Here is a 19883-nt window from a genome sequence, read left to right as displayed (position 1 = left end):
CTGTCGGCGCCTTGAGCGCGGGCGGTGCACGGACGGGCTGTCGTAGAAGCTCTCGCAGAAGCTCTCGTACGGGCTTACGCGTGGCCCTCCGCGAGGACCTTCTCCGTGGCGGCCCGCACGGCGGCCTCCTGTTCGGGGGCGAGCGGGAGCCGGGGCGGCCGGGTGACGCCGCCGTGGTGTCCCGCGAGGTCCATGGAGAGCTTGATCGCCTGGACGAACTCGGTCTTCGAGTCCCAGCGGAAGAGCGGGTGCAGGGACCGGTAGAGCGGGAGGGCGGTGTCGAGGTCCCCGGCGACGGCGGCCCGGTAGAGGGCGGCGCAGGTGCGCGGGAGGGCGTTGGGGTAGCCGGCGATCCAGCCGACCGCCCCGGCGAGGGCGAGTTCGAGGAGGACGTCGTCGGCGCCGACCAACAGGTCCAGGCCGGGGGCGAGTTCGGCGATCTCGTAGGCGCGGCGGACGTCCCCGCTGAACTCCTTGACGGCGACGACGCTGCCGTCGGCGTGCAGCCGGGCGAGCAGGCCGGGGGTGAGGTCGACCTTGGTGTCGAGGGGGTTGTTGTAGGCGACGACGGGCAGGCCGACGGCGGCGACGGCGGCGAAGTGGTCGCGCACGGCCGCCTCGTCGGCCCGGTAGGCGTTGGGCGGCAGGAGGAGGACGGAGCCGGCGCCCGCCTCGGCGGCCTGCTCGGCCCAGCGGCGGGCCTCGGCGCCGCCGTACGCGGAGACGCCCGGCATGACGCGGGCCCCGTCCCCGGCCGCCTCGACGGCGGTGCGCACGACGCGGGCGCGCTCGTCGTCGGTGAGCGTCTGGTACTCGCCGAGGGAGCCGTTGGGGACGACTCCGTCGCAGCCCTCGGCGATCAGCCGGGCCACGTGCCGGGCGTAGGCGTCGTGGTCGACGGAGCCGTCGTCGCGCAGGGGGAGGGCGGTGGCGACCATGATCCCGCGCCAGGGGCGGTCGCGGTGCACGGGGGCTTGCTCGTGGACCATGAGAGGACTCCCTTATGTGGTGTGTGACATTTTACTGACGGACGCGCGGCCCACAAGGGGCCTGCGCGCAGCGGCTCCTGACGATCAGTCGGCAGCCGTCTCCGGAAGCTCCGCCAGGTGCCGGAGCGGTACGGGGCAGGAGAGCGGGCGCCGGTCCGGGACCGCCTCTCCCCCGGGGGCGTGCCCGGCGAGGGCCGCCACGGCGGGCCCGCACATCCGGCCCTGGCACCAGCCCATGCCGGCGCGGGTGAACAGCTTGACCGTACGGGCGTCCCGCGCGCCCAGGACGTCGACGGCCTCCGTCACGCGGGCGGCCGGGACCTCCTCGCAGCGGCAGATCTCGGTGTCCGGCCGCAGCCATCCGGTCCAGCCGGGTCCGGGCCGGTGCACGGCGCCCATCGCCCCGGCGAAGGCGCGCAGCCGGGCGCGGTGGCGCCGGAGCGCGGCCTCGCGGGGCTCCGGGGCCCGGCCGCCGAGGAGGGTGCGGGCGACGGAGATCGCCGCCAGCCTCCCTTCCACGACCGCGAGCCGGGCGCCGCCGATGCCGCCCGCCTCCCCGGCGGCCCAGACGCCGGGCACCGAGGTCGACTGCTCGGCGTCGAGGACGAGGGCGGCCGTCCCGTCGGCGGCCGTGCGCGTCGCGCAGCCGAGGGCGGTGGCGAGTTCGAGCTGCGGCACGAGGCCGTGACCGACGGCGAGCGCGTCGCAGGGGATCCGGCGGCCGGTGCCCGGCAGGGGCCGCCAGTCGGGCCCGAGCCGCGCCACGGTCACCGCCTCGACGCGCCCGGAGCCGTGGGCCTCGACCACCGCGTGACGGGTGAGGAGCCTGGTGCCGTACCGCAGCAACGCGCCCCCGTGCAGGGCCCCTTCGGCGAGCTTGGCAGGGTTGCGGAGGAGCGCCGGGACGAAGCCGGAGTAGCCGAGGTACGTGCCGGCCTCGACGACGGCGGGGACACGGGCGCCCGCCGCCGCGAGGGAGCCGGCGACGGCCAGGAGCAGGGGGCCGCCGCCCGCCACGACGACCCGGCGGCCGGGCAGGACGAGCCCGCCCTTGAGCATCGCCTGCGCTCCCCCGGCGCCCACCACGCCCGGCAGCGTCCAGCCGGGGAAGGGCAGTTGGCGCTCGTGGGAGCCGGTGGCCAGGAGCACCGCGCGGGCCCGGACGGTCGCGGCGGCGTCGCCGTCGTCACCGGCGGCCACCGCGTGCAGCCGCCGGCCCGTGCCCTCGGGGACCACCGTCCAGACGTGGTGGCCGGACAGGTGGACGACCCGGCCCGCCCGGACGAAGCCGTCCAGGGCCGCCGCGCGGCGGGTGAACTCCCGCCAGTCGTGGTGGAGCGCCCCGGGCCGCCGCGCGCCGAGGCCGGGCGCGGGGTGCCGGTGGTACTGGCCGCCGGGCCGCTCCCCCGCGTCGACGAGCGCCACCCGGAGCCCGCGCCGGGCCGCCTCCACGGCGGCGGCGAGCCCGGCGGGCCCGGCCCCGACGACGGCGAGGTCGGAGTCGTACGACTCCGGTCCTGTCGCCCTCACGGGTCCGGACGGCCCGGACTGTTCGAAGGGCTCAGACCGCTCGGGCGGCTCCGGCGGCTCAGACGGCTCAGACGGCTCAGACGGTGAGGTCGGCACGGCCCGTGCCCTCCTGGGTCGTGACGGCGTCGCCGGGGCGGGCCGGGGTGAGGCAGGCGCGCCGGTTGGGGCGTCCGTTGACCGTGACGAGGCAGTCGAAGCAGCTGCCCATGCCGCAGAAGACCCCGCGCGGCGCCCCGGCGTTCCTCGTGGTGCGCCAGGTCAGGATGCCCGCGCTCCACAGGACGGCGGCGACGGACTGGCCGTCGAGCGCGGGGACCGGGCGCCCGTCGAACGTGACGGTGAAGGCGGCCTCGGCCCGGCCGCCGACCAGGGCGCGCGGCGTACGGCGTCGTCTCATGGGGTGTTCTCCCGTCGTCCGGGGTCGGGGGCGTCGTCGAAGCGTTCCGGCCGGAAGGGCGCCGGGTCGACGTCCTCCGCCGGCTCTCCCCCGAGCGCGGCGGCGATCAGGAGGCCGGTGGCCGGGGCGAGGCCGATGCCCGCGCCCTCGTGGCCGCAGGCGTGCAGCAGCCCCGGGACGCGCGGGTCGGGGCCGATCGCGGGCAGGTGGTCCGGCAGGTAGGGGCGGAAGCCGTGGTACGCGCGCAGCACCCGCACGTCCGCGAGGACCGGGAAGAGCGCGGCGGCCTGGGCGGCGAGCCGGCGCAGGGCCTCGGTGGACGGGGAGCGGTCGAAGCCGACGCGCTCGCGGGTGGCGCCGATGAGCACGGGCCCGGCGGGGGTGCCCTCGACGACGGCCGAGGACTGGAGCGCGGCCGAGCCGCTGGCCACGTCCGCGATGTAGTCGGCGGCGTACACCTTGTGCCGTACGACCCTGGGGAGGGGTTCGGTCACGAGGACGAAGCCGCGCCGGGGCCGTACCGGAAGGTCCGTGCCGGCGAGGGCGGCGACCGCGCCGCCCCAGGTCCCGGCCGCGTTGACGACGGCGGGGGCGGTGAGGTCGCGGCGGGCCGTGCGGACCCCGCGCACCGCGCCGGAGGGGGTGCGGAGGATGCCGGTGACCTCCTCGCCGAGGTGGACGGCGGCGCCGGAGGCGGCGAGCAGGCGGGCCGCCGCGCGGGCGGGCTGGACCTGGGAGTCCCCCGGGTAGTGGAAGCCGCCCGCGAGGCCGTCGGCGAGGTGGGGTTCGAGGGCGCGCAGCCCCTCGCAGGGGATCTCGGCGGCCTCGACGCCGGCCGCCCGCTGTCCCTCCGCGAAGGTGCGCAGGGCCTTGAGGGCGGTCGGGTCGGGCGCCACGACGAGGCCGCCCTTGGCCTCGTACTCGACGTCGGGCGGGAGCAGTGCGGCGAGGTCGCGCCAGAGGCGTACGGAGAGGAGGGCGAGGGCGAGTTCGGGTCCGGGTTCCTTGTCGGAGACGAGGAGGTTGCCCTCGCCCGCGCCGGTGGTGCCGCCCGCGACGGGTCCCCGGTCGACGACGGCGACGGAGAGTCCCGCGCGGCCGGCGTAGTACGCGCAGGCGGCTCCGACGACGCCCGCGCCGATGATCACGGCGTCCGGGCTCTGGCTCTTGGACACGGCGGTACGGTGCCACCTTCCTTGGCGGAGGAACAGGGCGGGCCGGAGCCGGAGGGCGCCGGGGACCGGGGATCGCCCGGTCGTGCGCGCCCTCCGGGTCCGGTGCGCGCGGCTCAGCCGCGCAGCGGTCCCTCGCAGCTGTAGCCGGAGGTTCCCGCGCGTCCGCCGGTCCAGATGTCGACGGGACCGAAGGAGCAGTTCATGTCGGCCAGGTTGTTCGAGGCCGCGCCCGCCCGGTCGAGGAGGAAGTAGTCGACGGTCTCGGACATGTCCTTGAAGACCTGGTCCGCGCTCGCCGCGTTCGCGAGGTTGGCCGTGATCCGTCCGGTGCAGACGAAGCGGCGCCCGCCCGGCGCGCCGGTCTCCGCGCAGACGGGGGTGTTGGAGGTCGCGGCGGTGAAGGAGGCGGCGACGTCGGAGGCCCGGGAGTCCCGCAGCCGGTCGTTCGGCGTGAACGTGGTGACCGGCACGTACAGGCGGTCCACCTCGGGGATCCGGGCGTCCAGGAAGGCGTCGTAGCCGCGCTGGAGCGCCGTGTCGGAGCCGAGCCGCGCGCGCCAGGCGTCGTACGCGGTGACGTCGTTGCCGCGCAGGTGGCCGTACATCTCGCGCAGCAGGGACGGCTTCTCGGTCCAGAGGTACTCGAAGAGGGTGCCGGCGTAGGAGTAGAAGCGGAATCCGTCGCCGTCGTACGTGGCGTTGAGGATCTGGCGCACCGTCATGCGCGGTCCGCCGCCGGCCGTGTCGGAGATGACGCCGCGGACGAGCGACTTGCGGACGGCGACGCCGTTGTCACGGGTGGCGCCGGCGAAGAACTCGGCGGTGCCCTCGTCCATGGCGGTAGTGCGGTCGTTCTGGTACCAGGGGCCCTCGCCGAAGAAGCCGGGCACGGCGAACCGGCCGTTCAGGTAGTGCGTGTACTCGTGCCGGAAGAGCTCTTCGAGGGTGAGCGTGGAGTCCTGCGGGACGCGCCGCTCGTAGGTGTAGAAGGTGGCGCCGCGCTCGATGTAGATGCCGCCGTTGTTGGTGTCCATCCCGGTCAGGATGGGGTGGTACTGCTCGTAGTCGGCGCGCGAGGCGTACAGGACGATGTTCAGGGTGGTGTTGGGGTCGCCCGCCAGGGGCTCCTGGGTGCCGAGGACCCGGTGGAACTGCGCCTTGACCCGCTTGCTCGCGTGGTAGAGCGTGTCGACGGTCGCGCGCGGGAGGCCGGTGCGGACCTTGATCGCCCCGTTGTCGTACGTGTAGGTGTACGGGAAGATCCGGCGCTCGATGTCCGCCTTGCACACCCCGTAGGGGGCGCAGGCGTCGTAGAAGTTGAGCCAGGAGACGAGCGAGGCCCACGGCGCGCTCGCGGTGCCGAAGGTGGTCTCGACGGGGCCGAGGAGGGCGCCGAGGTCGGCGACGACGCCCTGGCGCAGGCCGTCGACCTGGCCGAAGCGGCCGTACTCGCTCAACGCGTCGCGGGCGACCCAGGCGTTGGCGGTCCCCTTCAGGTGCCCGTGGCCGGAGAAGGCCTTGAAGGCGGCGCGGTACGCGGGGTCGGCGGCGACGGCGGCGTGGAAGGCGGCGTCCTGGTTGCCCGGGTAGACGCCGAGGTAGTTGACGGAGAGGGCGGCGAGCGCGGCGTTCGCCCAGGCGGGGTCGAGGCGGGTCGCGGTGCGGTCGGCGCCCATGGTCGCCAGGACCTTGGGTATCAGGGCGAGTTGGTGCTGGCGCAGGCCGGGCGCGCTGGCCGCGTAGAGGGCTTCGCGGAGGGTGGCGGCGTTGGCCGGGGTGGCGTCGAAGGTGCGGGCGGCCGTGCCGAAGGCGGCGACGGCGCGGCGCACGGCGTCGACGGTCGGGGCGTCGGTGGTATCGATCTCGTCGCGCGAGAAGTCGTGGTAGGCCACCGCGTGGAGGTAGGTGAACAGCTCCTCCAGGTGGGTGGAGTTGCGTCCGTCGTGGCTCGCGGCGAGCGAGGAGGCGCGCCGGGCGACGGCCTGGACGTGGGCGTCGGACATGACCGGGGCGAGCCGGGCGTCCCAGGTCCAGATGAGGTCGCGCAGACAGCCGTCGGCGGTCACGGCTGGGTCGGCGAGGAAGTCGGCGAAGCGCTCGGGGGCCAGGCCGGTGACCCCGTCGAGGGTGCAGGTCGCGGCGGCGGCCCGCCGCGCGGCCTCGCGGGGTGCGGTGGCGGCGGGCTCGGCGGGCCCGGGGATCCGCCCGGCGGCGGCGCCGCCCGGGGCGGGTGCGGGGGCGGTGGTGGCCGGGGGCGCGACGGCGAGGCGGTCGACCTCGTCGTGCGGGTGGGGCGGGGCCTCGGCGGCGGGGACGCCGAGCGGTGAGGTCGCGCCGAGCGATGAGGTCGCGCCGGTCGGTGAGGTCGTGCCGAGCGGTGAAGTCGTGCCGGTCGTGGCGTGGCCGACGCCCTGTCCGGCCGGGACGAGCAGGCCGGCCGCCAGGACGGCGGCGAGCAGGGTGGCGCGCACGGATCTGTGCTGGGACACCGGAACTCCTGTGTCGGGAGGGGGATGTGGGGGTGGTTCCCAGTCAACTCGCTTCACTGTGGGTCGAGTTGACGTCGCTTACAGCGGTGGTGCGAGCAGTACCATAGTAATGTGAAATTGCACTGACAAGAGGGTGGCGGGGGTCGGGCGGGAAAACACGGCGGGTTCCTTCCGGGCGGCGGCCCCGGGAGGGCGCGCCGGACCACCCCCGGACCACCCCCGGACCACTCCCGAACCGCTCCCGGACCACTCCCGGGGCGGCCCCCGGAAGGCGCGCCGGACCCCCGGGGCGGTTCCGGGGGCGGCGACCCGGATGATCGGCACATGGTCGTCTCGTTCGTGTCCGTGCTCGCCCTGGCCGTGGTGCTCTTCTGTGCCGTCGTCCGTCCCTTCCGCCTGCCCGAGGCGGTCTTCGCGCTGCCCGCCGCCGGTGCCGTCCTCGCGGTGGGGGCGGTCACGCCCGACGCCGTGCGCGAGGAGGCCGAGCGGCTCGGGCCGGTGATCGGGTTCCTCGCGGCCGTCCTCGTCCTCGCCAAGCTCTGCGACGACGAGGGCCTCTTCCACGCGTGCGGCGCCTGGATGGCCCGCTGGTCCCGCCGCCGGCCCCAGCGGCTGCTCGGCGCCGTCTTCGGCCTCGCCTCGCTGATCACCGCCGTCCTGAGCCTGGACGCGACGGTCGTCCTGCTGACCCCGGTGGTCTTCGCGACGGCCGCCCGGATGGGGGGCCGTCCCAAACCCCACGTCTACGCGAGCGCCCACCTGTCGAACACGGCCTCGCTGCTGCTGCCCGTCTCGAACCTGACCAATCTGCTCGCCTTCACGGCCACCGGCCTCGGCTTCACCCGGTTCGCGCTCCTGATGCTGCTCCCCTGGCTCACCGCCGTCGCCGTCGAGTACGCGGTCTTCCGCCGCTTCTTCGCCCGCGACCTCGCCGCCCCCGCCGACTCCACCGAGCCGCCGGAGCCCGTCGAACTCCCGCTCTTCGCCCTGGTCACCGTGGCCGCGACGCTCGCCGGCTTCGCCGTCGCCTCGGCCACCGGCGTGGACCCGGCCTGGGCGGCCGCGGCGGGCGCCGCCGTCCTCGCCGTACGGGCGCTGGCCCGCCGTCACACCACCCCGCGCGCGCTCGTCCGCTCGGCCTCGCTGCCCTTCCTCGCCTTCGTCCTGGCCCTCGGCGTCGTCGTCCGCGCCGTCGTCGACAACGGCCTCGGCACGGTCCTCGCCCACCTGCTGCCCGACGGCACCTCCCTGGTCGCCCTGCTCGGCACCGCCGCGCTCGCCGCCGTCCTCGCCAACCTCATCAACAACCTGCCCGCCACCCTGGCCCTGGTCCCGCTGGCGGCCGGTTCCGGGCCCGGCGCGGTGCTCGCCGTCCTCATCGGCGTGAACATCGGCCCCAACCTCACGTACGCGGGCTCCCTCGCCACCCTCCTCTGGCGCCGCATCGCCCACCACCACCGGCACCCGGTCGACCTCGGGGAGTTCACCCGCCTCGGCCTGCTCACCGTCCCCGCCGCCCTCGTCGTCTCGACGGCGGCCCTGTGGGTCTCGCTCCTGCTCCTGGGCCCGTGACCGGTTCCCGCGGGCCCGGGAACTCCCGGCGGCACTGCTAAGTTCTACACATACGTAGAAGCAGGAATCGACGTCTGGAGTGCTCATGGCCCTGTGGGACCGCATCAAGGAATCCGCATCGACGATGCAGACCCAGCTGGTGGCGAAGAAGAACGACCTGAAGAGCGGCGCGTTCCGGGACGCGAGCATGGCCATGTGCGCCCTCGTCGCCGCCGCCGACGGCACGATCGACCCCGCCGAGCGGCGCCGGGTCGCCCAGCTCATCGCGACCAACGAGGTGCTGCAGAACTTCGACGCGCTCGACCTCCAGCGCCGCTTCGACGCCAACCTGGACAAGCTCACCGCCGACTTCGACTTCGGCAAGGTCAGCGTCCTCCAGGAGGTCGCCAAGGCGAAGAAGAAGCCGGCCGAGGCCCGCGCCGTCGTGCAGATCGGCATCGTCATCGGCGGCGCCGACGGCGACTTCGACAAGACGGAGCAGGCCGTGGTGCGCGAGGCGTGCTTCACCCTGGACCTGCCGCCGCACGAGTTCGACCTCTAGTCCCGGCAGTCCCGGCGGGCCGGGTCCCGCGTTCCGGCGGGGCCCGGCTACACCGACGTGGTCGCCGTGTGCAGCACGAGGTAGAGCGTGACGGCCGAGTTGGCCGAGGACAGCGCCGACACCGTCGTGCCGAAGGCGGCGCCCCAGGCGGCCAGACCGGCGGCGGTGCACACCGGCGGCCAGGCGCGGCCCACCGGGGCCGGGCGCATCAGGGCCGCCACCCGCCGGGGCACCGGCCCCACCGCCGCCAGGGCGGGAAGCGTGGCGGCGGGGGCGCGCGGGGCGAGCAGCGCGGCCTTGCCGATCGCCCGGGCCACGGTGCGGCGGCTGCCGACCTCGGCCGCCGCCTCCTCGTCGGCCCAGCGCTCGGCGCTGTAGGCGACGGCGGTCCGCAGCGGGCGCAGGAACGGGTTGGCCCGGGCCGCCAGGTGGACCGTGAGCAGGTGCCGGTGGTGACGCCCGTTCAGATGGGCCCGCTCGTGCGCGAAGAGGGCCCGCCGCTCGGCGGAACCGAGCCCGGCGAGCATCCCGGTGCTGACCACGACCCGGCCGCGGCCGCTCCCGCGCCCGCCGGGGAGCGCGTACGCGTACGGGGTGCGGTCCGGCAGCACCGCGACGGACGTCGGCGGCAGCCCGGCGAGCGCGCCCGCCGTCCGGCGGCGCACCCGCGCCTGCCGCCACGCGGCGACGGCGCAGGAGACCAGGACGGCGAGGAGGGCGGGGATGGCCGCCCGGCCCGCGATCTCGTCGTACGGGACGGCCGCGCGCACGTCGGGGTCCGACCAGCTGTCGGGGAGCGGGTTGCCGGGCAGTTGCGCGGTGCCCACGATCATGAGGAGCCCGAGGCAGAGGGTGCTGCACACGGCGGAGACACCGGCGACGGCGGCGAGCAGCCGGGTCGCGGTGCGGGGGTGGAGCCGCTGCTCGGCGAGGCGGGCGACCGGCCACGCGGTCAGCGGAAGGACCAGGGGAAGGAAGACGAAGACTCCCATGGCGGTCAGCCTTCCTCCTCCCCGGCCTCCGGGGAGGGGAGTTCGGCCTCCGGGGAGAGGAGTTCACGAAGGAGTCGCTCGTCGTTCGGCGAGAGCGCGGTCACGAAGCTGGCCAGGACCGCCTGGCGGTCGGCCTCGGCGTCCAGGACCTTCCGCATCCGCAGGGCGGCGAGCCCCGCCTCGTCCGCGACCGCCGTCCACCGGAAGGACCGGCCGGCGCGCTCGCGCTCGACGGCGCCCTTCGCCCACAGGCGGGTCAGGATGGTGATCACGGTGGTGTAGGCGAGGCCGCCGCCGAGGCGTTCGCGCACCCACGCCACGGGCACCGGCTCGGACGCCTCGCGCAGGACGGCGAGCACCTGGGCCTCCAGCTCGCCCTGTCCGCGTCTGCGGGCCGGGGTCTCCGCCCCGTCCTCGCTCCGGTCCACCATGCCGCCGCCCTTCCGCTCCCGCCGCACCCGACGGCCCGTCCGCCGCCCGTCCGGCCGACGGACCATCGTAGTACCGGGCGGGCGGAGGAAACCGTACGTCACGGGCCGTCCCCGGGCGTCCCGCCCCTCCCCGGCGGAAAGGAATTCGGGTAGCCTCGCAGGGCTCGGGAAATTCACCGCCGGAATACCGGCACGGGCGTCAATGGGTACCGGCACCCATGTTCCGCGGGTCTGCGCCATGGGACAATGGGGTACTTTCGCGACGCGGGAGCACGATTTCACGGCTGGGCGCGAGACCGCGCACGCGGGACCACGCGGGTGCGAAAGCGCGAGCCGATCACGGGGGCCGAGGGGGCGCACGCATGGTTTGGTTTCTCGGATTCGGAATCGCCGGACTGGTCGTCCTGGCCCTCTCGCTGGTTTTCGACGGCGTCCTGGAAAGCGTCGGCGTCGGGGTGGACGGCTTCCTGTCCCTTCCGGTGATCGCCGGCTTCGTCTCGGCCCTCGGCTTCACCGGGGCGATCGCCACGGGCGCCGCCGGTGCGGGCGCCGTCACCGCGACCCTCGTCGGCGCCGTGGCGGGCGCCCTGGTGGGCTGGCTGACCTGGCGGTTCAGCCGGGCCCTGCTCCGGGACGACGCGCCCGCGCCCCGGGGCGAGGACCTGACGGGGACGTCGGGCACGGTCGTCACGGCGATCCCCGCCACCGGCTACGGCGAGGTCCTGCTGTATCTGGGCGGGCAGCCGGTGAAGTACGCGGCGAAGGCCGCCGCGCCGGTGGCGCGGGGCGCCGAGGTGTGGGTGGAGTCCGTCCTCTCGTCGACGTCGGTCGCCGTCCGCCCCGTCGAACGCTGACCGGGCCGTCTCCCTTTTTCGTTCCATTCGATTTCACTCACGTTCCACTCAAGGGGATTTCGCCATGAGTCCTGTACTGACAGCGGTCCTCGGGATCGTCGTCCTCGTCGTTCTGCTCGGCCTCGTCGTCGTCACCCGCTACAAGGTCGCGGGCCCGAGCGAGGCGTTCATCATCACGGGCCGGCGCGGCAAGAAGTCCACCGATCCCGCGACCGGGCGCGTCTTCACCGACAACAGCGGCCAGAAGGTCGTGGTCGGCGGCGGCGTGTTCGTCGTCCCGTTCGTGCAGCAGAAGTTCACCCTCGACCTCTCCAGCCGGCACATCCCGGTCGCGGTGCGCGGCGCGGTGACCCTGCGCGGCGTGAAGGCGAACCTGGAGGGCGTCGCGATCGTCAAGGTCGGCGGCACCGAGGACTCGATCCGGGCGGCCGCGCAGCGCTTCCTGATGCAGCAGAACGGCATCGTCGGCTTCACGCAGGAGGTGCTGTCCGGCGCGCTGCGCTCCATCGTGGGCCGCATGTCGGTGGAGGACATCATCCGGGACCGCGCCGCGTTCGCCGGCCAGGTCGCCGAGGAGGCCGAGGCCAGCCTGTCCGGCCAGGGCCTGGTCCTGGACGCCTTCCAGATCCAGGACATCACCACCGAGGGCTCCTACCTGGAGGACCTCGGCCGTCCCGAGGCCGCCCGAGCCAAGCAGGAGGCGGACATCGCCGAGGCCGTCGCCCGCCGCGCCGCCGAGCAGGCCCGGCTGAAGGCGGAGGAGGAGATCGCCATCGCGCAGCGGACCCTCTACCTGAAGCAGGCCGAGATCAAGGCGCAGACCGACGAGGCCGCCGCCCAGGCGAACGCCGCCGGTCCGCTCGCCGAGGCCGCCCGCCAGCAGGACATCCTGAGCGAGCAGGAGAAGGTCGCCGAGCGGCAGGCCGCGCTGACCGACCGCCAGCTCGACACCCAGGTCCGCAAGCCCGCCGACGCCGCCCGCTACCAGGCCGAGCAGGAGGCGGAGGCCCGCCGGATCGCCCTCGTCAAGCAGGCCGAGGCCGACGCGCAGCGCTCCCGGCTGACCGGTGAGGGCGAGAAGGCGCACCGCGCCGCGCTCGCCGACGCCGTGCGCATCGAGGGCGAGGCCGAGGCCGCCGCCATCGCCGCGCGGGGTTCCGCCGAGGCCGAGGCGATGCGCAAGAAGGCCGACGCGTTCTCCCAGTACGGGGACGCGGCCGTCCTCCAGATGCTCGTCGAGGTCCTGCCGCAGGTCGTCGCCAAGGCGTCCGAGCCGCTGTCCGCCGTCGACAAGATGACGGTCATCTCGACCGACGGGGCGAGCCAGCTGTCCCGTACGGTCGCGGACAACGTCGCCCAGGGCGTGGAACTGCTCTCCGCCACCACCGGGGTCGACCTGGCGCAGCTGCTCCAGGGCATCACCCAGAAGCAGAAGGAAGCGCGCAAGCCCCAGGAGGACCGGGGCGAGGCCGTCGAGATCACCGGCTGAGACACCGTGCGAAAGGCCCCGGGGGACCTGTCCCCCGGGGCCTTTCGGCTGTTCACGACGTGGCGTCAGACGCGGCCGGAGGCCCCGCTTCCCGCCTCCACGTCACCGCTGTCGGCCTTCGAGAGGTCCGGGGCGGACCCCGCGAGCACCGCACCGTCCCCCGCGGCCGGGGTCGTCGGCGTGCCCCGGCGACGGGCGACGTAGGCGGCGATCGGCTCGGTGAAGCGGGCGGTGAGCGGCCCGATCACGACGAGGACCAGGACGTAGGCGGTGGCGAAGGGCCCCATCTGCGGCTGGACGCCGGCGCTGACGGCCAGTCCGGCGATGACGATGGAGAACTCGCCACGCGCGACCAGCGTGCCGCCGGCCCGCCAGCGGCCCTTGACCCCGATCCCGGCCCGGCGCGCGGCCCAGTACCCGGTGGCGATCTTGGTCAGCGCGGTGACGATCGCCAGGGCGAGCGCCGGCAGGATCACCGGCGGGATGCTGGCGGGGTCGGTGTGCAGACCGAAGAAGACGAAGAACACCGCGGCGAACAGGTCGCGCAGCGGGCTCAGCAGGGTGTGGGCGCCCTCCGCGACCTCGCCGGAGAGGGCGATGCCGACGAGGAACGCGCCGACGGCGGCGGAGACCTGGAGCTGCTGGGCGACACCGGCGACCAGCAGGGTCAGGCCGAGGACGACCAGGAGCAGCTTCTCCGGGTCGTCGCTGGAGACGAACCGGGAGATCAGGCGCCCGTACCGGAGGGCGAGGAAGAGCACGAGCCCGGCCACGCCCAGGGCGATGGCCAGCGTCACGCTGCCGGCGGCGAGGCCGACGCCGGCGAGCAGGGCCGTGATGATGGGCAGGTAGACGGCCATCGCCAGGTCTTCGAGGACCAGGATGCTGAGGATCACCGGGGTCTCGCGGTTGCCCAGGCGCCCGAGGTCGCCGAGGACCTTGGCGATGACTCCGGAGGAGGAGATCCAGGTGACGCCCGCCAGGACGACGGCGGCGACCGGCCCCCAGCCGAGCAGCAGCGCGGCGATCGCGCCGGGCAGGGCGTTGAGGGTGAAGTCGACCAGTCCGGCCGGGTACTGGGTCTTGAGGTTGGAGACGAGGTCGCTCGCCGTGTACTCCAGGCCCAGCATCAGGAGCAGGAGTATGACCCCGATCTCGGCGCCGATGGCGACGAACTCCTCACTGGCGCCGAGCGGCAGCAGACCGCCGTTGCCGAAGGCGAGGCCCGCGAGGAGGTAGAGGGGGATCGGGGAGAAGCTGAACCGGGCCGCGAAGCGGCCGAGGAGGCCCAGGCCGAGGATGATGGCGCCGAACTCGATCAGGAAGACAGCGGAATGCACCCTCGCCTCACTCCCGACCGAGAATCGAGGCGGCGGCGTCGACGCCCTCGCGGGTGCCGATCACGATGAGGGTGTCGCCGCCCGCGAGCCGGAAGTCCGGCGTCGGGGACGGGATCGCCCCGGAGCGGCGCAGCACGGCGACGATGGAGGCTCCCGCCTCGGTCCGCATCCGCGTCTCGCCGAGCACGCGCCCGTTCCAGTACGAGTGGACGGACAGCTCGATCCGCTCGGCGACGAGTCCCAGGTCCGTGGTGTGCAGGACGTTGGGGCTGTGGTGCGCGGGCATCAGCGCGTCGATCAGGGAGGCCGTCTCCCCCTCGGTGAGGTGGAGGGACTGGGCGCAGGCGTCGGGGTCGTCGGCCCGGTAGACGTTCACCGTCCGCGTTCCGTCGCGGTGCGCGATGACCGAGAGGTGCTGGTGCTCTCGGGTGGTGAAGTCGTACTGGACTCCGATTCCGGGCAGGGGTGTCGTTCTGGTCCGCGGGGCAGGCACTGGCCCGTCGCCTCCTGTCGTCGTGACCGGTCGCAGCCGGTCGGGGCCGGTTCCGGCCTTTCGTGGAAAGGGATGCGCCACGGGGGGAACGGCGCCGTCCCGCGCCCCGCGGCCCCGTTATGGTGCCATCCGCGCGGAGACGCGGAACATGGGTGTCAGCACGGATGGACAGAACCCCGACAAACCGGTCAGGATGAGGCGGGACACGGGTCCCGCGCGCGCCGGAGGGCGCGCGGTGAGCACGAGCGGCCGGGCGACGCGTCGGGCCCGGGGAGAGGCGGGACGGTGTCGCTGTACTGGCGCCTCTTCCTACTGAACGCCGCGATCCTGCTCGTCGCCGTCCTGCTCCTCTTCGGCCCCGTGACGGTCTCCACCCCGGTCCTCGTCGGCGAGGCGTTCGTCCTCGTGGCCGGTCTGGTGGCGATGCTCGTCGCCAACGCCTTCCTGCTGCGGGTGGGCCTCGCGCCGCTCCAGCGGCTCACCCGGGTGATGCGGACGGCGGACCTGCTGCGGCCCGGCCGGCGCGCGGAGGTGGAGGGGCGCGGCGAGATCGCGGACCTGACCCGTACGTTCAACACGATGCTGGAGCGGCTGGAGGCCGAGCGGGCCGCGAGCAGCGCCCGGGTGCTCTCCGCCCAGGAGGCCGAGCGCCGGCGGATCGCGCAGGAGCTGCACGACGAGGTCGGGCAGACCCTCACCGCCGTACTGCTCCAGCTGAAGCACTCCGCCGACCACGCGCCGGCCGGACTGCGGGCCGAGCTGCTCCAGGCGCAGGAGACCACCCGGGGCAGCCTCGACGAGATCCGGCGGATAGCGCGCCGGCTGCGGCCGGGCGTCCTGGAGGAGCTGGGCCTGCACAGCGCGCTCAGGTCGCTGGCGTCGGAGTTCTCCACGCGCGGCCTGACCGTGCGGCCGCACATCGACGCCGGGCTGCCGAAGCTCGACCACGAGACGGAGCTCGTGCTCTACCGGGTCGCCCAGGAGGGCCTGACCAACACGGCCCGCCACTCGGGCGCGAGCCACGTCGACCTGCGGCTGCGGCTGCTGCCCCGGGGCGGGGTGGGCCTGCTCGTACGGGACGACGGGCGGGGCATCGGGGACGCCCCGGAGGGCGCCGGGCTGCGGGGGATGCGCGAGCGGGCCCTGCTGATCGGCGCGGAGCTGACGGTGGGCGACGGCCGGGGCGGGGGGACGGAGGTCCGCCTCGACACCACCGGCCGCACGGGGACCGGCGCCACGGAGGAGGGCACGTCGTGACCGGCGGCGGGGCGAAGGGGAACGGCATGACCGGCGGTACGACGAAGGGGGACGACATGACGGGCGACACGGGGAAGGGGGCGTCATGACCGGGGCGCACCCGACGCGGATCCTGCTCGCGGACGACCACGCCCTGGTGCGCAACGGGGTGCGGCTGATCCTGGACGCCGAGCCGGACCTCACGGTCGTCGCCGAGGCGGCGGACGGGGCGGAGGCCGTCGCCCTGGCCCGCTCCGAGCGGATCGACCTGGCCGTCCTCGACATCTCCATGCCCCGCCGGACGGGACTCCAGGCGGCCCGCGAACTCAGCCGCCTCCAGCCGGAGCTGAGGATCCTGATCCTCACGATGTACGACAACGAGCAGTACTTCTTCGAGGCCCTGAAGGCCGGGGCGAGCGGTTACGTCCTGAAGTCCGTGGCCGACCGCGACCTGGTGGAGGCCTGCCGGGCGGCGGTGCGCGACGAGCCGTTCATCTACCCGGGCGCCGAGACGGCCCTGATCCGCACCTATCTCGACCGGGCGGAACAGGGCAGGCCGCTGCCCGACAAGGCCGTCACCGAACGCGAGGAGGAGATCCTCAAGCTCGTCGCGGAGGGCCACAGCTCCAAGGAGATCGCGGACCTCCTCGTCATCAGCCCCAAGACCGTCGAGCGCCACCGCGCCAACCTCCTCCAGAAGCTGGGGATGCGCGACCGCCTCGAACTCACCCGGTACGCGATCCGGGTGGGCCTGATCGAGCCGTAGGACGCGGGGCCCGGTTCAGCGGGTGCCGCTCCGGCCGGTGCCGGACCAGGAGGCCCGCAGCCGTTCCTCGTACCGCGCCACGGCCGCGTGGTCGCCGGCGATCACCGCGTAACGCCAGGTCCGTCCGTCCGGCGGCGGCCCGGCGTACAGGACGATCCCCTCACCGCGCGCCGGGTCGTAGGCGAGGCGTCCGCCGCGCAGCCGGTCCACGGCCTCCCCGAAGGAGCACGCGGCCGGGGTGCGCACCGTGCCCGTCGCCCAGGCCGGGGCGCCGGTCCCGGCCCCGGCGGCGAGGCGGGCCGCCATGGCGTGCGGGGTGGTGGTGGCGGTGCGCCGCACGTTGCTCTCCCCGGCGAGGACCTCGCCGCCGGGCGTCACCATCGCGTCGAGGCCGAAGGGCCCGGCGTAGCCGCGGGCCGCGAGGAAGCCGCCCAGGGCGTGGCCCCAGGCCTCCAGGGTGGCCCCGACGTCCGCCGCCGGGGCGGGCAGGGGCGAGAGGTAGCCGGTGAAGGCGCCCTCCGCGGTCCGCATCTCGCCGCTGAACAGCGCCCTCGTCCCGGCGGGGCCCGTCTCCATCTGGACGCTCACCGACCGGGCCACGTCGACCCGCTCCTCGACGACCCACAGCCCTTCCGGGCCGCCCACCGGCGGGAGTTCGCCCCCGGCCCACGGATCCGCCGCGTCCGTCGCACCCGTCACGCCCGTCGCACCCGCCGCACTCGTCGTACGCGGGAGGAAGACCATGCCGTGGCCGCCCGCCGACCGGTCGGGCTTGACCACGACCCGGCCGTACGGGGCGAGGAGTTCCCGCACGGCGTCCGGCACCCCCGCGCGGCGGCGGACCAGGCCGTCCGGCAGCCTCATGCCCAGGGCGAGCGCCGCGCTCCGGAACCCGGCCTTCGTGTTGAGCAGCCCGGTCACGTCGAGCGCGGCCTCGGCCTCCGCCACGGAGGCGTACGGGGCGACGGGGACGCCCAGGGCCCGCGCCAGGCCGATCGCCGCGCCGTCCAGGGCCGTGGGGAGGACCGCCCGGAGGGGCCGGCCGCCCACCGCGCCGACGACGTGGGGGTACGGGTCCGCCGTACCGGCTCCGGGCGGGACGACCACCGCGACCGAGTCCCGGGGGACGCCGGTCAGACCGCAGACGTACCGCAGGAACTCCTCCCCGACCGGCACCGGGGAGACGAGGACGTCGCCGGGCCGCAGCAGCCACGCCTCCCGGGGCGCCTGCTCCGCCCAGGCGCGGAGCACCTCGCGCTCCTCCGGGTCGACCGCGAGGCCGGAGACCAGGTTCGCGTGGAGGACGAGCGGTCCGTTCGGCCCCGGGGGATCGGTCCGGCCCATCAGACGCCGACGTGCAGGACGCAGATGTCGTCGCGGCGGGTGGCCCGGTCGACGAGGGCGTCCAGGACGTCGCCCAGGGGCCGGGGGCCGTCGCCGCACTCGGCCACCGTGCGGGCCAGCCGGTCGAGGCCGTCGTCGAGGAGCTCCCCCGGGGCCTCGACCAGGCCGTCGGTGAAGAACAGCAGGTGGTCGCCGGGCAGCAGGCGGATGGCGGACGAGTCGTAGCGCGGGGCGGTCGTGGCGCCCAGGAGGACGCCCCGGGGCGACGGCAGGTAGCGGGCCTCTCCGTCGCGCAGGAGCAGGGGCGGCAGGTGACCGGCCTGCACCCAGGTGAGGATGCCCGAGGAGGGCTCGTAACGGCCCATGATCATCGTGGCCGTGCTGAAGGCGCGGTCCGCGCTGTGCCACAGGAGGGTGTTGAGCCGGGCGAGGATCGACGCGAGCGGGGTCCCGGTGATGGCCATGCCCTTGGCGGTGAAGCGCAGCTGGGCCATCGTGGCCACGGCGTCGAGCCCGTGGCCCGCGACGTCCCCGACGACGAGCAGCGCGCTGCCGTCGGGCAGTTCGATCGCGCTGTACCAGTCGCCCCCGACGTTGATGCCCTGCTGGAGGGGCTGGTAGGCGACATCGACGGTGAGGCCGGCCAGGCGCAGCGACTGCTGGGGAAGGGGCAGCAGCGCGTGCTGGAGCCGGGCGGCGAGGACGCGCTCGGCCGTCAGCGTCTCCTGCTGCACCACGGCGGTGCGGTCGCGTTCGAGCAGTTGCTCCTTGGCCCGCTGCACGGCGGTCAGGTCCTGGAAGAATCCGTGGACCTCGACGGGCGAGCCGTGGGCGTCCGCCTCGGCCTCCGCGACGATCCGCAGGTGCCGGACCTCCCCGTGGGGGGTGGTGATGCGGAAGGTGTGGTCGATGGCCCGCCCGTCCCCGAGGAGGCGCCGCACCTGCCCGCCCAGGGCGGGCAGGTCCTCGGTCAGGACGTGCGCGGGCAGCTCCTCCAGGGTCATCGGGCCGAGGGAGGGGTCGCGGGCGAAGATGTCGTAGACCTGTTCCGACCAGGTGATGGCGTTGCGGACGAGGTCCCAGTTGGCCCAGCCCATGTTCCCCAGGCGCTGCATCACCTCCAGGCGGCGCTGCTCGCGCTCCCCGCTGTCGAGGCGCACCCAGGAGACGATCAGCCCTCCCTGGCAGGCGTGCGCGTGGACGGTGAACCGGGAGAGGCGGGGAATCCCGGCGAGCACCTCCTCGTACGCGAAGGGTTCCCCTTCGTAGCGGACGCCGTTCTCCAGCGCGTCGAGGTAGCCGCGCCACAGGGCCGTGCCGAGCACGCTCGGGTACGTCTCCAGGACGCTGAGTCCCACCAGCTCCTTGCCCCTGCGGCCGCCGACGTCCAGCGCTTCGGGCGAGGCCGCCGCGATCCGGAAGTCCTCGACCTCGCCGTCCGCCCCGGTCAGCGGCAGGAGGAAGATCGCCGAGCCGGGCAGTACGTCGAGCACCTCCTGGACGGCGGACGCGGTGAGGGCGGGCGGACGCGGGCCCCCGGCCGTCACGGTCGGCTGCCGGCGGGCCACGTAGCGGCTCGACGAGAAGACGGAGCCCTCGGCGGCGGCGCGGGAGAGCGCGGTGGCTCCCCCGAAGCCGTTGTTTCCCGGCTCAGGCACGTCCGGCTCGTCGCGGCTACCCGTCATGGAACGAGCATCCCACGGATGGGCGCCGGGACTCCCGGACGGCCGCCGCTCTGTCACGGGGCCTTCTGGGGCCTGTGTGGGTTCAGCGCCAGCTGTGGGGGGCGCGGAAGCCGTGTTCGCGTTCGAGGCGGCGCCAGCCGGCCGCGTTGCGGGCCTGGTGGGTGGGGGTGGTGGTGGTCTGGGTGGTGGCGCGGGCGAGGAGGACGGCGGTGATGGCGGCGAGTTCTTCGGGGTCGGCGTGACCCTTCTCGACGCGCAGGAGGTTGGCGGGGGTGTTCATGGCAGGGGGCTCCTCGGGGTGCTTACTGCGGCGGGTTGCCGTGTTTGCGGGAGGGCAGGTCGGCGTGCTTGGTGCGGAGCATGGCCAGGGAGCGGATGAGGACCTGGCGGGTGTCGGCGGGGTCGATGACGTCGTCGACCAGTCCGCGTTCGGCGGCGTAGTAGGGGTGCATGAGTTCGGCCTTGTATTCCTTGACCATGCGGGTGCGCATGGCCTCGGGGTCCTCGGCGTCGGCGATCTGCTTGCGGAAGATGACGTTGGCGGCGCCCTCGGCGCCCAT

Annotated in this window: 19 protein-coding genes; 6 read left to right on the top strand and 13 right to left on the bottom strand. The window is 74.7% G+C overall.

Annotated elements, in window-relative coordinates:
* Positions 1-74: 74 nt before the first annotated feature.
* The 5 genes from ACIQVI_RS00095 to ACIQVI_RS00075 all read right to left on the bottom strand — a co-directional run bounded on the left by ACIQVI_RS00095 (position 75) and on the right by ACIQVI_RS00075 (position 6580).
* A complete protein-coding gene (locus ACIQVI_RS00095; RefSeq protein ID WP_403589452.1) occupies positions 75-989 on the bottom strand; it encodes a dihydrodipicolinate synthase family protein in 915 nt (304 codons plus the stop codon).
* 84 nt (positions 990-1073) lie between these two features.
* A complete protein-coding gene (locus ACIQVI_RS00090; protein ID WP_403589450.1) occupies positions 1074-2519 on the bottom strand; it encodes an NAD(P)/FAD-dependent oxidoreductase in 1446 nt (481 codons plus the stop codon).
* Between the two features lie 76 nt (positions 2520-2595).
* Positions 2596-2916, bottom strand: a complete 321-nt coding sequence (locus ACIQVI_RS00085; protein ID WP_121833896.1) for a (2Fe-2S)-binding protein — start codon at positions 2914-2916, stop codon at positions 2596-2598.
* The gene (locus tag ACIQVI_RS00080; protein ID WP_403589448.1) at positions 2913-4091 is read right to left on the bottom strand and encodes an NAD(P)/FAD-dependent oxidoreductase; all 1179 of its coding nucleotides are present in this window, start codon (positions 4089-4091) and stop codon (positions 2913-2915) included. Before ACIQVI_RS00080 ends, ACIQVI_RS00085 begins: the two co-directional genes overlap by 4 nt.
* 113 nt (positions 4092-4204) lie before the next feature.
* Positions 4205-6580, bottom strand: coding sequence for a collagenase (locus ACIQVI_RS00075; RefSeq protein WP_403589446.1), 2376 nt, complete (start codon positions 6578-6580; stop codon positions 4205-4207).
* A gap of 324 nt (positions 6581-6904) precedes the next feature.
* Here ACIQVI_RS00075 and ACIQVI_RS00070 point away from each other — a divergent pair, with 324 nt between their 5' ends.
* Together ACIQVI_RS00070 and ACIQVI_RS00065 are read left to right on the top strand one after the other, a co-directional pair.
* Complete coding sequence (locus ACIQVI_RS00070) at positions 6905-8152, top strand: SLC13 family permease (protein ID WP_403589444.1); 1248 nt, start codon at positions 6905-6907, stop codon at positions 8150-8152.
* Positions 8153-8237: 85 nt separating this feature from the next.
* Positions 8238-8693 (top strand): tellurite resistance TerB family protein, encoded by a 456-nt coding sequence (locus tag ACIQVI_RS00065; protein WP_121834021.1) that lies wholly within the window; start codon positions 8238-8240, stop codon positions 8691-8693.
* 47 nt (positions 8694-8740) lie between these two features.
* Here ACIQVI_RS00065 and ACIQVI_RS00060 read toward each other — a convergent pair whose 3' ends face one another.
* A complete protein-coding gene (locus ACIQVI_RS00060; protein WP_403589442.1) occupies positions 8741-9685 on the bottom strand; it encodes a M48 family metalloprotease in 945 nt (314 codons plus the stop codon).
* Between the two features lie 5 nt (positions 9686-9690).
* Positions 9691-10116 (bottom strand): BlaI/MecI/CopY family transcriptional regulator, encoded by a 426-nt coding sequence (locus tag ACIQVI_RS00055; RefSeq protein ID WP_121827643.1) that lies wholly within the window; start codon positions 10114-10116, stop codon positions 9691-9693.
* Positions 10117-10478: 362 nt separating this feature from the next.
* Between ACIQVI_RS00055 and ACIQVI_RS00050 the strand changes: the two genes are divergently transcribed.
* Both ACIQVI_RS00050 and ACIQVI_RS00045 read left to right on the top strand, forming a co-directional pair.
* The gene (locus ACIQVI_RS00050) at positions 10479-10970 is read left to right on the top strand and encodes a hypothetical protein (protein ID WP_351970046.1); all 492 of its coding nucleotides are present in this window, start codon (positions 10479-10481) and stop codon (positions 10968-10970) included.
* A gap of 64 nt (positions 10971-11034) precedes the next feature.
* Positions 11035-12459 carry a flotillin family protein gene (locus ACIQVI_RS00045; RefSeq protein ID WP_403589440.1) on the top strand — a complete coding sequence of 475 codons (1425 nt, stop codon included), beginning with the start codon at positions 11035-11037 and terminating at the stop codon, positions 12457-12459.
* A 65-nt stretch (positions 12460-12524) separates the two neighbouring features.
* Here ACIQVI_RS00045 and ACIQVI_RS00040 read toward each other — a convergent pair whose 3' ends face one another.
* Together ACIQVI_RS00040 and ACIQVI_RS00035 are read right to left on the bottom strand one after the other, a co-directional pair.
* Positions 12525-13799: a cation:proton antiporter gene (locus ACIQVI_RS00040; protein WP_351970044.1), complete on the bottom strand. Its 1275-nt coding sequence runs from the start codon at positions 13797-13799 to the stop codon at positions 12525-12527.
* 7 nt (positions 13800-13806) lie between these two features.
* Positions 13807-14292: a TrkA C-terminal domain-containing protein gene (locus ACIQVI_RS00035; protein ID WP_351970043.1), complete on the bottom strand. Its 486-nt coding sequence runs from the start codon at positions 14290-14292 to the stop codon at positions 13807-13809.
* Positions 14293-14577: 285 nt separating this feature from the next.
* Here ACIQVI_RS00035 and ACIQVI_RS00030 point away from each other — a divergent pair, with 285 nt between their 5' ends.
* Together ACIQVI_RS00030 and ACIQVI_RS00025 are read left to right on the top strand one after the other, a co-directional pair.
* Entirely contained in the window at positions 14578-15549 is a 972-nt protein-coding gene (locus ACIQVI_RS00030) for a HAMP domain-containing sensor histidine kinase (RefSeq protein ID WP_351970042.1), read from the top strand.
* 85 nt (positions 15550-15634) lie between these two features.
* The gene (locus ACIQVI_RS00025) at positions 15635-16294 is read left to right on the top strand and encodes a response regulator transcription factor (RefSeq protein ID WP_351970041.1); all 660 of its coding nucleotides are present in this window, start codon (positions 15635-15637) and stop codon (positions 16292-16294) included.
* Positions 16295-16309: 15 nt separating this feature from the next.
* Here the strand turns inward: ACIQVI_RS00025 and ACIQVI_RS00020 are convergent, their stop codons facing one another.
* From ACIQVI_RS00020 to ACIQVI_RS00005, 4 genes are all read right to left on the bottom strand, one after another.
* Positions 16310-17638, bottom strand: coding sequence for a peptide ligase PGM1-related protein (locus tag ACIQVI_RS00020; protein ID WP_403589436.1), 1329 nt, complete (start codon positions 17636-17638; stop codon positions 16310-16312).
* Positions 17638-19323, bottom strand: a complete 1686-nt coding sequence (locus tag ACIQVI_RS00015) for a PP2C family protein-serine/threonine phosphatase (protein ID WP_403589434.1) — start codon at positions 19321-19323, stop codon at positions 17638-17640. The genes ACIQVI_RS00020 and ACIQVI_RS00015 overlap by 1 nt, the downstream gene beginning before the upstream one ends.
* A gap of 82 nt (positions 19324-19405) precedes the next feature.
* Complete coding sequence (locus ACIQVI_RS00010; protein WP_403589432.1) at positions 19406-19603, bottom strand: acyl-CoA carboxylase subunit epsilon; 198 nt, start codon at positions 19601-19603, stop codon at positions 19406-19408.
* 22 nt (positions 19604-19625) lie between these two features.
* Positions 19626-19883: carboxyl transferase domain-containing protein (locus ACIQVI_RS00005; protein ID WP_403589430.1), on the bottom strand; the 258-nt coding region annotated here is incomplete at its 5' end.

Origin of the sequence: Streptomyces sp. NPDC098101 (assembly GCF_044760185.1) — a bacterium.
Classification (GTDB): domain Bacteria; phylum Actinomycetota; class Actinomycetes; order Streptomycetales; family Streptomycetaceae; genus Streptomyces.
The sequence above is the reverse complement of the archived record's forward strand: the minus strand, read 5'-3'. Positions and strand labels throughout refer to the sequence as shown.